14 protein-coding genes are annotated in these 13,211 nt (G+C 28.1%); 6 read left to right on the forward strand and 8 right to left on the reverse strand.

Annotated features, from left to right (window positions below; translation table 11 throughout):
• Positions 1 to 20: 20 nt before the first annotated feature.
• The 3 genes from ACSIGC_RS00505 to ACSIGC_RS00515 are packed head-to-tail and all read right to left on the reverse strand — an operon-like array spanning position 21 to position 1,627.
• Positions 21 to 179 (reverse strand): hypothetical protein, encoded by a 159-nt coding sequence (locus ACSIGC_RS00505; protein WP_442266228.1) that lies wholly within the window; start codon positions 177 to 179, stop codon positions 21 to 23.
• A gap of 36 nt (positions 180 to 215) precedes the next feature.
• Positions 216 to 905 carry a ZIP family metal transporter gene (locus ACSIGC_RS00510; RefSeq protein ID WP_442266229.1) on the reverse strand — a complete coding sequence of 230 codons (690 nt, stop codon included), beginning with the start codon at positions 903 to 905 and terminating at the stop codon, positions 216 to 218.
• Positions 902 to 1,627 (reverse strand): SAM-dependent methyltransferase, encoded by a 726-nt coding sequence (locus ACSIGC_RS00515; RefSeq protein ID WP_442266230.1) that lies wholly within the window; start codon positions 1,625 to 1,627, stop codon positions 902 to 904. Before ACSIGC_RS00515 ends, ACSIGC_RS00510 begins: the two co-directional genes overlap by 4 nt.
• Positions 1,628 to 1,733: 106 nt before the next feature.
• On the opposite strand from ACSIGC_RS00515, the gene ACSIGC_RS00520 reads away from it, so the two are divergent.
• Positions 1,734 to 2,900, forward strand: coding sequence for a THUMP domain-containing class I SAM-dependent RNA methyltransferase (locus ACSIGC_RS00520; RefSeq protein ID WP_442266231.1), 1,167 nt, complete (start codon positions 1,734 to 1,736; stop codon positions 2,898 to 2,900).
• Positions 2,901 to 2,933: 33 nt separating this feature from the next.
• On the opposite strand, the gene ACSIGC_RS00525 is transcribed toward ACSIGC_RS00520, so the two are convergent.
• The 5 genes from ACSIGC_RS00525 to ACSIGC_RS00545 all read right to left on the reverse strand — a co-directional run bounded on the left by ACSIGC_RS00525 (position 2,934) and on the right by ACSIGC_RS00545 (position 7,633).
• Positions 2,934 to 3,701 (reverse strand): pentapeptide repeat-containing protein, encoded by a 768-nt coding sequence (locus ACSIGC_RS00525; RefSeq protein WP_442266232.1) that lies wholly within the window; start codon positions 3,699 to 3,701, stop codon positions 2,934 to 2,936.
• Between the two features lie 111 nt (positions 3,702 to 3,812).
• Positions 3,813 to 4,085, reverse strand: a complete 273-nt coding sequence (locus ACSIGC_RS00530; protein WP_095071568.1) for an HU family DNA-binding protein — start codon at positions 4,083 to 4,085, stop codon at positions 3,813 to 3,815.
• A gap of 185 nt (positions 4,086 to 4,270) precedes the next feature.
• Positions 4,271 to 5,215 carry a methionyl-tRNA formyltransferase gene (fmt, locus tag ACSIGC_RS00535; RefSeq protein WP_442266233.1) on the reverse strand — a complete coding sequence of 315 codons (945 nt, stop codon included), beginning with the start codon at positions 5,213 to 5,215 and terminating at the stop codon, positions 4,271 to 4,273.
• Positions 5,216 to 7,099, reverse strand: coding sequence for a RecQ family ATP-dependent DNA helicase (locus tag ACSIGC_RS00540; protein WP_442266234.1), 1,884 nt, complete (start codon positions 7,097 to 7,099; stop codon positions 5,216 to 5,218). It lies immediately after the preceding gene.
• A gap of 3 nt (positions 7,100 to 7,102) precedes the next feature.
• The gene (locus tag ACSIGC_RS00545) at positions 7,103 to 7,633 is read right to left on the reverse strand and encodes an AAA family ATPase (RefSeq protein WP_442266235.1); all 531 of its coding nucleotides are present in this window, start codon (positions 7,631 to 7,633) and stop codon (positions 7,103 to 7,105) included.
• 117 nt (positions 7,634 to 7,750) lie between these two features.
• Here ACSIGC_RS00545 and ACSIGC_RS00550 point away from each other — a divergent pair, with 117 nt between their 5' ends.
• From ACSIGC_RS00550 to ACSIGC_RS00570, 5 genes are read left to right on the forward strand one after another with little or no spacing between them, the layout of a single operon-like run.
• On the forward strand, positions 7,751 to 8,032 hold the full coding sequence (locus tag ACSIGC_RS00550; protein WP_442266236.1) for a DUF493 family protein: 282 nt from the start codon (positions 7,751 to 7,753) through the stop codon (positions 8,030 to 8,032).
• 6 nt (positions 8,033 to 8,038) lie between these two features.
• Entirely contained in the window at positions 8,039 to 9,637 is a 1,599-nt protein-coding gene (locus tag ACSIGC_RS00555) for a peptidylprolyl isomerase (protein WP_442266237.1), read from the forward strand.
• A gap of 9 nt (positions 9,638 to 9,646) precedes the next feature.
• Complete coding sequence (locus tag ACSIGC_RS00560; RefSeq protein WP_442266238.1) at positions 9,647 to 10,516, forward strand: hypothetical protein; 870 nt, start codon at positions 9,647 to 9,649, stop codon at positions 10,514 to 10,516.
• On the forward strand, positions 10,479 to 11,858 hold the full coding sequence (locus ACSIGC_RS00565) for a peptidylprolyl isomerase (RefSeq protein ID WP_442266239.1): 1,380 nt from the start codon (positions 10,479 to 10,481) through the stop codon (positions 11,856 to 11,858). Before ACSIGC_RS00560 ends, ACSIGC_RS00565 begins: the two co-directional genes overlap by 38 nt.
• Entirely contained in the window at positions 11,858 to 12,811 is a 954-nt protein-coding gene (locus tag ACSIGC_RS00570) for an AAA family ATPase (protein WP_442266240.1), read from the forward strand. Before ACSIGC_RS00565 ends, ACSIGC_RS00570 begins: the two co-directional genes overlap by 1 nt.
• Positions 12,812 to 13,211 lie beyond the last annotated feature (400 nt).

Raw genomic sequence — 13,211 nt, forward strand, 5'->3', positions numbered from 1 at the left:
ATTTTTAAGTAAAATTACGTTTAGTGGTCAATATTTATACTTCCATCTTTAGATTCAGGAACCATTGGATCAAAGGGGAGATTGAGATTGTTCACTTCTATATTCTCATCTGAAATATCAATATAACTAGTAAAAACTAATGCAAATAAAAATAGAGTTAGGAGTAGTGTTTTTTTCATATTTTAATTTTTATCCAACTAAAATATTAAAAAAAACTAGTGTAAAGTAAAAATAGTCAGTATAATACCTAATAAAATAGCTGTGAATTTTTGAAGATTGAATTTGTGATTTTCAGAGCTTTCAAATAAAATAATTGTAGAAATATGTAAAAATACACCTATAATTAACGAGGTAATTTCTTGATGATAATGTTGTATCCAGTTTATGGTTTCTCCTAAATAATAACCAATAGGACTCATGAGGCTAAATAAGAAAAGGAAGAAGAAAGTTTTTAATTTTGAAAACTTAGAATGTAAAAAGAAAGTAGTTAAAATTATGGCAATAGGTATTTTATGAACAACTATAGCCCATAGTAAATTATCATTTGAATTATGAATAGGTAAGCCTTCTGAAAAAGCATGTAATGATAAACTGATAAAAAGTAACCATGGAAAAGTGTTAGAGTTAGAGTGTAAATGCACATGTCCATGTTCTGCTCCTTTAGAGAAAGATTCTAAAATAGACTGGATTAGGATTCCTATTAAAATTAAAATACCGAAAGTGTGTAATCGGTGCTCGTCTTGAGTATTCGTGTATACCTCAGGAAGTAAATGTAAAATGGTTACAGATAATAAATATGAACCACTGAAAGCTAGTAATAATCTAGTGTATAGTTTGTTAGGTTTTTTATAAAGTACAAATATACCTCCAAATAAAACAGCTCCAATTAAGAGTAAATAACTCATTTAGCTACTAAAATTAATCGATTAGAATTTTGTTCCTCAAAAGGGTTTAAATTGTAATCGCCAAAAGTATCAATAATTTCTAATCCCACAGTATCAAAGTACCTTTTCATTTTATCAAAACTTAAGAATTTAACTTTTTCTGTATATGAATGTTTTTTGCTATCAGCTTTAAAATTAATATGCTTAAAGATAAATCCGTCTTTAATTTCACGTTTTATATGAAATTCGATATTGTCAATAGTTTTTATTTCTTGTTTTACAAGTAATTGTTCTGTTCTAATAACATTTAAAAAGTCCAAAACTAAAACTCCATCTTTTTTTAATCCAGATTTCATTGCTTTTAAAACCTGAAGATCTTCTTTATCATCATCAAAATAACCAAAACTTGTAAATAGATTAAAAATAGCATCGTATTTATTTTCAAGCATTTTACGCATATCCCAAACTTCAAAGCTTAAAGTGTCATTTTCAAATTTTTTTGCGTAATCAATGCTGTTTTTACTTAAATCACCTCCGGTTACTTTATATCCTAAAGAATTTAAAAAAATTGAGTGCCTTCCTTTTCCACAAGGTAAGTCTGCTATATGAGCAGAAGCAGGTAACTGTAAATGCGCTGTAATATTTTTCATAAATACTTGCGCATCTTCATCATTTCTGTGCTTGTATAATGTATGATAATATGGTGTGTCAAACCATGAACTGAACCAATCTTTTGTCTTCATAAATAATATGGACGCAAAAGTAATGAAAACTTACATTTTTCTTTCCTGAATTATTATCTAAAAACACAATAATTAAAATGTATTTTTGCAATCTAAGACAGCGTAGATGGATAAAGATTTTAAAATGGTTGCGACAACCATTTCTGGGCTAGAAGGTGTTTTGGCCGATGAGCTAAGAAAACTAGGTGCTAGAGAGGTAAAAGAAGCAATTAGAAGTGTACATTTTAGAGGAGATAAAGGTTTTTTATATAAAGCAAATATTGCATTAAGAACAGCAATTAGAATTTTAAAACCTATTAAACGTAGTAAAGTTTTTGATGAAGAAGATTTATATGAAGCAATTCAACGTGTTAAATGGGAACGTTTACTAGATGTAGATGGTACTTTTGCTATAGATGCTGTTGTTTATTCTAGAAATTTTACATCTAATTCTCATTATATATCATTAAAATCTAAAGATGCTATTGCAGATTATTTTATGCATAAGTATCAAAAAAGACCGAATGTAGATTTAAAATACCCAGATGTAAAGATTCATATTCATATTCATAAAGAATGGTTAACAATTTCTTTAGATAGTTCAGGTGAATCGTTACATAAAAGAGGATACAGAAGTGCAACTAATATAGCGCCAATTAATGAGGTTTTAGCAGCTGGATTAATTTTGCTTTCTGGATATAAAGGAGAAGAAAACTTTATAGATCCGATGTGTGGTTCTGGAACTTTATTGATAGAAGCAGCCATGATTGCAAATAATATTCCTGCAAATATCAATAGAAAACATTTTGCTTTTGAAAATTGGAAGGATTACGATGAGGATTTATACTTTATAATTCAAGATTCTTTATTGAAGAAAATTCGTAATGCACATTTTAAAATTATGGGGTTTGATAAAGCTCCTTCTGCTGTAAAGAAAGCAAAGCAAAATATAATTAATGCTAATTTAGAAGAGTTTGTGGGAGTTCATCATGTGAACTTCTTTAATTCTAAAAAAGAAGTATTTGGTAAAACTACAATATTGTTTAATCCACCTTATGGTGAGCGTTTAAATATTAATATTGAAGAATTTTACAGAAGCATTGGTGATACTTTAAAACATGGATATCCTAATTCTACTGCTTGGTTAATTACTTCTGATTTTAATGCTTTAAAGTTTGTAGGGTTAAGAACATCTAAAAGATTACCTATTAAAAACGGTGATTTAGATTGTCGATTTGTAAAGTATGAGCTTTATGAAGGAAGTAAAAAAACAAAGAAGTTTAGCGAGAGCTAAACTTCTTTGTTTTAGGTAAAATGGTTTACTTATTTATTTCTTGAATAAATAGCTGTTAAAACTTCTGCCATTTATTTTAGTGTATTTAGAATCAATATCGTAATTCACAATCATATTTTTTATATCAAACTCTCCAGATACTTCCATGTACTTGATATTTAAATCTTCTTCGAATTTTACATTATTAAAAGAAACCCCTCCGTTAAATTCTGTATACTTAAATGTTGTTGTTTCTTGAAAAATTGAATTAGCAAAACTTACAAATTTTCTAAATTTTGCATATTTAAAAGTAGCTGGTTCATCAAAGTTTGTGTTTTTAAAGCTAATATCTTTATCAAAAGAGGCATATTTGAAAGTAGTATCTTCTAAAAATTTAGAGCCACTGAAATCTGTATTGTATTCGAAGTCAGAGTATTTGAACATCGATTTTCCTTCGAAGGTACAATTTCTAAATGTTACATCATCTTCAAAATTAGCAACAAACGTATATCCGCTATCTTCATGAGGTATGTATGCCAAAACATCATCCTCAAAAACACAATTAATAAATGAAATTTTACTTACAATTTGTTTTTCAATAGTATTTGAACCACCATTATTCCACCATCTCTTTCTTTTGGGTAGATTTGGTAAAGCTTTATTCATATAGGTTAAATCTAAAACCCCTACTATGGTAGCGTTAGAAATAGTTATATTTTCTTCTTTTTCTATAGTCTTTAAAATTTCTGTTGCATTTACAGTTTTTTGTGCGATTAATAAAGAACTTGTAAAAAGTAGTAGTAATGTTGTAATTGTTCTCATGATTTAAATAGTTTACTTATTTATTCTAAAGACAATAACTCTTTTAATATGTTACAAAAAAAACGTCCAATATAAAATTGGACGCCTGTATACTTGTTTAGTGCTTGATTATTAGTTTACAGAATCACTTAAACCAGCACCTGCTTTAAATTTTACAACATTCTTAGCAGCGATTTGAATTTCTTTTCCAGTTTGAGGGTTTCTTCCGCTTCTTGCAGCTCTTTGAGAAACTGACCAAGTTCCCCAACCAACTAAAGCTACTTTATCACCTTTCTTTAAAGCGCTAGTTACATTGTTAGTTAAAGAATCTAATGCAGCTTTAGCAGCAGCTTTAGAAATTCCTGCATCAGCAGCCATTGCGTCGATTAACTCAGACTTGTTCATAATTTGTAGATTTTAAAATTAATTAATAAATTTTTTGCTTTAACGCTTAACAAATATAGATTTAATGGGGTATTGTGCAAGTTACAGCTCTAAAAAACCAAGATTTTGTTAATAAAAACCCTTGATTTGTTAATAACCATAAGGAAAAAAAGTTAAAATACGCTGTATCCCTTATGAATAAAGGGTTACAGCGCCTTAGCTTTATCAATAAATGTAAATCCATTTAATAAACTAGCAGCATCTAGTTTTTTCTTACCAGAAATTTTTATTTCATTAATAATTAAGAAGCCATCTTTAACCGCTACTTTTATTTCTTTCTTGGTTGTTAATATTGTGCCTATTTCAATATTATGATTCTCTTTTTGCTTTGAAACTCCATAAATTTTTGCGGAAATCTCATCTTCACCATTTATTATTGTAGTCCAAGCTGCAGGGTATGGATTTAATCCACGAATATGATTATAGATTTCGTTTAAAGATTTAGACCAATCTATTTTACAATTGTGAGGAAATAATTTAGGTGCAGCTTTTTCTTCTAGTTCAGGCTGTTTTGTTGTTGTTACATTTTCCGAAGCAATTAAGTCGACAGTTTCTACAACTAAATCGGCGCCTAAATACATTAATTTGTCATGTAGTTCACCAACGATTTCATTGGGAGTAATATCAATTTCTTTTTGTAAAATAATTTCTCCTGTATCAATTTTATCATCAATAAAGAAAGTAGTCACACCTGTTTTGGTTTCACCATTTATTATAGCCCAATTAATTGGAGCTGCACCTCTGTATTCAGGTAGTAAAGATGCATGTAAATTAAATGTACCATATTTTGGCATTTTCCAAACCACAGTGGGTAACATTCTAAACGCGACTACAATTTGTAAATCGGCATTTAAATCACTTAATTCTTGAACAAATGAATCAGCTTTTAAGTTTTTTGGTTGTAAAACTTTAAGGTTTTGAGAAACTGCATATTTTTTTACTGCAGACTCGTTAAGTTTTCTTCCTCTACCAGCAGGTTTATCAGGAGCTGTAATTACTCCAATAATAGTGTAGTTTTGCTCTACAAGTTTTTTTAAAATGGTAACTGCAAAATCTGGAGTTCCCATAAAAACAATTCTTAAATCTTTCATTTATACAAGTAAATACGTGTTATAATTTGTTACTTTAATTTTTTCTTCCGCAAGTAATTTTCGCAAATGTATTAAAATGTCTCTTTCTTTATAATTTAATATTTGACAGATTTCTCTTGAAGATATTTCTGTTCGTTCTTTAATAAGATTTAATATTTGAGATGAGACATCAATAATTTTTTCTTTTCTTAAACAAACATCGCATGTGTTACATACTTTAGGATTTTCTTCTCCAAAATAGGAGAGGAGTTGAACACTTCTACAAACAGTATCATTTTCAATAAATTGAATTAGGTTTTTAATTTTTTCATGCTTATAACTTAATAGCTGGGTAATTTTCTTGGATGACCTATTTATTGTTAAATCATCTTCTCTTGGATGTAAAAAATATAAAGTACTGTTTTTTGAAGATTTTTTATAATTAATAATTTGATCTATATGTAATTCATTGAGAATATCAATAACTCTCGTAGAAGTAATTCCTACAAGTTTTCCAATAGTGAATTCATTTATTTGTACTTCTTGTTCAAATAATCCACCATACATTCGTAAAAGTGTATCAATAAACTTAATTTTCTTACCATTAGCAGACTTATAAGAATTTAATTGATTATGATGAATTAAAAATTGTAATGTAGATTTCTTCTGACTAAAATGATTTAACTCAATAATCCCAAAGTTATTCAATATTTGAAGGATGTTAAATACTTTTCTGGTAGGTAAGTTATATACATTACAGAATTCTAAAATATTAAAATCGAAGCCTGTTTCTACCAATTCTCCTTTTGCGATTTGATAGTACTGATATAATTTAGCGTGAGTAAATTTTATTTCTTTTAGAGTAGGTTGAGAACTTTCAAAAAGATTTAAAGTAAGTTTTATATCACTTTCATTCGTTAATGTTATAGCATACGAATTGTCACTATTCCTTCCAGCTCTACCGGCTTCTTGTACATAGTTTTCTATAGAACTAGGAATATTATAATGTATAACAACTTTAACATCCGGACGATCTATTCCCATACCAAAGGCATTTGTGGCTACCATAATAGGAGTTCTGTTAGTCATCCAACCTTTATAAGCTACTTCTTTTTCTATAGCTGATAAACCAGCATGATATGAAGCAGATTTAAAACCATTTGCATTTAAAAAGTTTGAAATTTCTACAGTTTTTTTTCTAGAACTCACATAAACTATTGCAGGAGATTTTATTTTGGTAAATATTTCTTTGAGTCTGTATAATTTATCTTCACTCTTTAAAATACGATAGCTTAAGTTTGGTTTATAAAATGACTTTTTAAAAAGAATAGGTTCTTTTAACTGTAACGTACTATCTATATCTACTAAAACTTTTTTGGTAGCTGTAGCAGTTAAAGCTATAATCGGCGTATCGTTTTTTAGTTCTTTTAAAATAGATAATTCTGCGTACGATGGTCTAAAATCATGTCCCCATTCAGAAATACAGTGAGCTTCATCAATAGCGAAAAAAGAAATTGGTAATTGTTTTATTTTTTCTTGAATGAATTTAGATTGAATTCGTTCTGGAGATAAGTATAAAAATTTATAATTTCCAAATTTAAGATTATCAAAAATACGAACGACTTCATCTTGAGAACTTCCAGCAGGAATATGAAAAGCTTTAATCCCTTTTGCATCTAAACTATTAATTTGATCGTTAATTAACGCAATAAGAGGAGAAACTACAACACAAATTCCTTCTTTTATAAGCGCAGGAATTTGATAACATATTGATTTTCCTCCACCAGTTGGAAGTAAAGCTATTGTATCTTTATCATTTAAAACAGATTCAATTATTTCTAATTGTTGTGTTCTAAATGTATCAAAACCCCAATATCTTTTTAATATATCTACTGGGCTATTCACGATTTAAATATTATTCAAGATAAAGAAGCATCTGTTTCTAACACTATCAAAAGGAACATTAATAATTTCATAACCTAAATCCGAATACGCTTTATTTAAAAACTTACTAATTTTTTCAGCTTGTTCAAAAGTCTCGTAACGTTCATTGTCAGATTTGTAAATATCTTTCCAAGGTAAGAATTGAAATATTTTGGTGTATCTGTATTTTTTGCTTTTTTCTAAAAAAACTTCGGGTACTTCAGTATTAAAATATTGTAAATAAGCATGAACACTAGGAATTCCTCTATCAAAAAAAACAATTTCTTTGCTAGATTTATCTGCATTTATGTATTGTTTTTCTCTACCTTCAAGTAATTTATAACTAAATAAAAGAGGATCTGTAAGAAAAAGTTGATCGATACCTTGTTCTTGTGCTTCTCTAGTTACTTCTCTAGAAACTTCAGGCATACATTTGTAACCTCTTCTTTTTAAGTATCTTAAAACTGAAGATTTTCCTGTGCCTGGTCCGCCAATAAAAACAATTTTTTGTTGCATGACGCAAAAATACTAGATTCGTAAGTTAAATATAATAAATAGTGTAATTTTGTGTTCAATTTTTATAATGAAGGTGTAGCTTGAACACAAGCTTAAATTAATTTATGTAATTAAACTATGTCTGATAGAGAAGCATTTTATGCAAATTTGAAAGAAAAATTAAACGAAACGACTAAATTTCCTACTAAATATTTATATAAATTTATAGTTCCTAGTGAAGATGATAAGGTGGAACAAGTTCAAGATATTTTTAACAAAGGGGGCGCTGTAATTAATACTAGGAAATCTAGATCTGGAAAGTATACGAGTGTATCTATTCACTTGAACGTTTCTAACGCAGATGAAGTAATCTCTTATTATCAACAAGCCGAAAAAATAGAAGGCATTATATCATTATAAAACCTTATGAAAACGACTCTTATTACTATAATTTCACTTTTTATTTCTTGTTTTCTTTTTGCACAAAAAGATGAAGTTCTTTTAACTATAAATGATAAACCAGTCTATGTTTCTGAGTTTAAAAGAGTTTATGAGAAGAATTTAGATCAAATAAAAGAAGAAGAAAAAGATGTAGATAAGAATTTAGATCTTTTTATTAACTATAAGCTGAAATTAATTGATGCTTATAAGTTAAAATTAGATACTTCTAAGACTTATAAAAATGAATTGAATTCATATAAAAATCAATTAATGACGCCTTATCTTCATGATGATGAATTCAAGAAAAAAATGGTAAAAGAAGCTTATGAAAGAACTATTGAAGAAGTAAGAGTTAGCCATATATTATTAGCTTACCCTAAAAAAAGTAGTAAAAAAGATTCTATTTCTTTAAAGAAAAAACTAGAAGAAATTAGAAAAAGGATTGTAAATGGAGAAGCTTTTGAAAAAGTAGCAAAAGAAGTTTCTAGTGATCCATCAGCAAAAATTAATGGAGGAGATTTAGGTTATTTTTCTGCTTTTAGAATGGTATATCAGTTTGAAGATGCAGCCTATAAAACAAAAGTAGGTGAAATTTCTAAACCTTTTGGGACAAGATTTGGATACCATATTTTAAAAGTTACTGATAAAAGAAAATCAAGAGGAGAGGTTGAAGCGGCACATATTTTAATACGTGATATAGAAGCTAAAGGAAAAGCTAAAGTTGATTCTATTTATCAGCAAATACTAGAAGGAGCTAATTTTGAAAATTTAGCGAAGAAGTATTCTGAAGATAAAGGTTCTGCAAACTATGGAGGCAAGTTACCAAGATTTGGTTCTGGTAGAATGGTTTTACCTTTTGAAAATGCCGTAATGGAATTAAATAAGGAGAATGAAATAAGTAAACCTTTTCAAACCCGTTTTGGATGGCATATTGTAAAGTTGCTTAAAAAATATCCTGTTCAGTCTTTTGAAGAAATTGAAGAGGATTTAAAACGAAAAATAAGAACAAGTAACAGAGGTAATTTATCAACTCAACGTTTAATTAAAAAGTTAAATAAAGATTATAAACCATCTGAAAAAAGTTTGTTAATAGAGAAATTAATAAAAGAAGAAAAATTAACAAAAGAAGATTCTATTTCAGTTGTATATACTATTCAAAATAAAAAAATCAAATTAAATGATTTTTTAGATTTTGCAAAAAATAAGAAATATCTTTCTGTAGACAATTTATGGTCTAAATTTAAAGATAGAGAAATTTTAAATTATTATAAGAATAATTTAGAAAATATATTTCCTGAATATAAAAACACGCTTCAAGAATACAAAGATGGTTTGTTATTGTTTGATTTAATGCAATTAAAAGTTTGGAATAAATCTCAAAAGGAAGATAAAGGTTTATTAACTTTTTTTAATGAAAATAAAGCAAATTATAAAAGTGAAGATATAGAGAAGGTTAAAGGAGAAGTAATAAGTGATTATCAAAATCATTTAGAGGATATTTGGATTAATAATTTAAAAGCATCCAATAAAGTAAAAATTAATAAAAGAGTTTTAAAACGAGTAAAAAAAGCCTACAAGCAATAATATAAGTTAGTGAGAAAAATCATTTTTACATTTTGTTTTTTAACGCTTCTTTCATGCGATAAAATTAAAGACTTTATATCTACCAAAGATACAGGTGCTATAAATGAACCTATAGTTGCGTCTGTTGGAGAGGTGAATCTATATCTTTCAGATGTAGTTAATGTTGTGCCAAAAGGAACTTCTAAAAATGATAGTTTAGTATTAATTAAAAGTTACATTAACACTTGGGCTAAACAACAATTATTATTAAAAAAGGCAGAAGAGAATATTTCGGACGTAAATAATAAACAAATAAACGAGCTGGTTAAAAATTATAAAGAAAGCTTGTACATTAATGGATATAAAGAATCTTTAATTAATCAGCAATTAGATACTTTAATTTCAGAAGAATCTATACAAAAATATTATACAAATAATAAAGATAATTTTAGGTTAAACGAAGAATTATTACAACTTAAATATATTTATTTTGGTAAAGATTTTTTAGATAAACAAGAAGCTGTAAAAAAGTTTCAATCTACTACTATAGAAGATTTAGAGGACTTAGAAAATCTGACAATAAATTTTAAAGATTATATGTTGAGAGATTCATCTTGGGTAAGCTATGATGATGTTTTGTTAAAAATTCCACCATTTAGATATGAATCAAAAGAAAAACTGTTAAAAAAATCCAAATTCATTCAGAAAGAAGATAGTTTAGGAGTATATTTGGTCGCTGTGAATAATGTGTTAAAGAGAAATGAAATAGCTCCTTTAAGCTACATTAGAAATAATATAAAACAACTTATTTTACATAAACGTAAGATAGAATTAGTAAGAGAGATAGAAAAAACGTTGATTAATGATGCAATTAAAAACAATGAATTTAAAGAGTATTAGTATTTTAATTATCTTAGGATTGGCACCAGTTTTTGTTGGAGCTCAAAAAAATAAGATTGATGGTGTAGCTGTTGTTGTTGGTAAAAATGTTGTTTTAGATTCTGATATTGAAAAATTTAAAAAAGAAATTGAAACGCAAAGTGAAGGGAAAATAAAAATTACCGATTGTCAAATGTTAGAGCAATTGATGGATCGTAAATTACTTGCACATCATGCTGTTGTAGATAGTGTTACTGCATCAAAAGCTGAAATTGATGATAGAGTAAAGAGAACTATTGATTTCTTCATAAGACAGCATGGCGGAGAAAAGAAGGCTATTGAAGTTTATGGATTTAATGATAAAGAAGATTTAATTAAAGAACTAGAACGTGTTCAAAAAGAAGAAATCTTAATAGAAAAGGAACAACAAAAAATTACGGGTGATGTAGATTTAACTCCAGAAGAAGTTCGTTTATATTTTAATGGCTTAAAAGAGAAAAATGAATTACCTGAATTTCCAGCAGAAGTTGAGTTAGCACAAATTGTTTTAAAAGCTGAACCAACTAAAGAGGAAAATGAAAGGATTATAGCGAAACTTAACGAGATTAAGAAAGATGTAGAAGAGAATGATGCGAGTTTCAGGTTAAAAGCAATCGTAAATTCAAATGATCCTTCTGTAGCTAGAAATGGAGGTAATTTGGGAACTATTACTAAAGATACACAGTTCATAAAAGAGTTTAAAGAAGTTGCTTTTTCTTTAGATGAAGGACAAATATCTGAACCTTTTAAAACAATTTTTGGTTATCATATCATTTTATTACATAAAATTAAAGGTAACGGTAGAGAAGTTTCTCATATTGTTATGAAACCTGAAATTGAAGAGAGTAAACTTAATGACGCTAAAGAGAAATTAGAGCAAATTAGAAAAGATATTATTGCTGGTGAGTTAACTTTTGATAAAGCTGTAAATGATCATTCACAAGATGATGAAACAAAAAATAGTGGAGGACTAATTTTAAATCCATATACAGGAGAATCTACTTTTGATTTAACTAGAATGGATCCAGCTTTGTATGGAAGAATTAACGAATTAAAAAAAGGAGAGTTTTCAGAAGTTTTCTACGATGAAACTAGAGCAGGAGAGAAGATGTATAAATTGCTTTACATGAGAAATAGAACGAATACTCATAAAGCAGATTTAGTTAATGATTATGTAAAAGTTCAGAAACTAGCTCTAGTAAAGAAAAAAGAAGAAACAATTGCTAAATGGTCAAAAGACAAAATATTAGAAACTTATGTTAAGATAGGAAGTGATTACAAGAAATGTACTTTTAAATCTAACTGGAAAAAAGAAAATCAATAATGTCAGACGTTACGGCAGTTAATAATTTAGTAACTAAATATCAACAGTTACAGCAGGAAATAGGTAAAGTAATTATTGGTCAAAAAGAGGCGGTTAATTTTTCTTTATTATCTATTTTTTGTGGAGGTCATTCACTTTTAATAGGTGTACCGGGTTTAGCAAAAACTTTATTAGTTAATACAATATCAGATGCATTAGGTTTAAATTTTAATAGAATACAGTTTACACCTGATTTAATGCCTTCCGATATTTTAGGTAGTGAGATTTTAGATGAGTCTAGAAAATTTAAGTTTATAAAAGGTCCTATTTTTTCTAATATTATTCTTGCAGATGAGATTAATAGAACACCTCCAAAAACTCAAGCAGCTTTGTTAGAAGCGATGCAGGAGCGCTCTGTTACAATTGCAGGACATCATTATAAATTAGATTTGCCTTTTTTTGTATTAGCTACACAGAATCCTATTGAGCAAGAAGGAACCTATCCATTACCAGAAGCTCAATTAGATCGTTTTATGTTTTCTATAAACTTAGATTATCCATCGTTTGATGAAGAAGTGGAAGTTGTTAAAAACACAACAACTACCAAAGAGCAAAAAGTTAATGCTTTATTTAATGCCCAAGAGATTGTAGAAATACAAAAACTAATTCGTAAAATACCTGTAGCAGACAATGTAGTAGAATATGCAGTTAGTTTGGTTGGAAAAACTAGACCAAAATCTGATAAAGCTACAGAATTTGTTAAAAAATATATCGATTGGGGAGCAGGACCTCGAGCTTCGCAAAACTTAATTTTAGCAGCTAAAGCTAATGCTGCTGTAAATGGTAAGTATTCTCCAGATATTGAAGATGTTCAAAAGGTTGCAGTTCCAATTTTATCTCACAGAGTGGTTAAGAATTATAAGGCTGAAGCTGAAGGGATAACAATTGATGAGGTTATCACTTCTTTATTTTGATAATAAATAAATTACTTAAACAAACAAAAAAACTTGGATGATTTCATCTGAGTTTTTTTGTTTTAAATTAATGTCTCGTCCTGAAATATCGTTACACTAAATTTTAAGTGTAATGAACAAGAGTTATGTAAAGTATACTCAGAAGGACTATAGTTTAAGTTTGAAATTTCTAGTAGTTTATTTAGCAGAGTGAGAAGAGAATTCCACGATCAAGTAATCATTTTACTACTAACTCGTATCATTGATATAGAAAGCATAGGAATCTCATTGAACAGTTAATCTTCGAATGATTTAAACAGCTTTGAAGATGTTACTTATCTAGTAGGAAATCGATAAAATTGATGTGCTTATCTTTAGTTACAGATGCTTATTCTAAAATGATTATGGAACCATTTAGATA

The organism is Tenacibaculum aquaeponti (assembly GCF_052084715.1).
Lineage (GTDB): Bacteria > Bacteroidota > Bacteroidia > Flavobacteriales > Flavobacteriaceae > Polaribacter.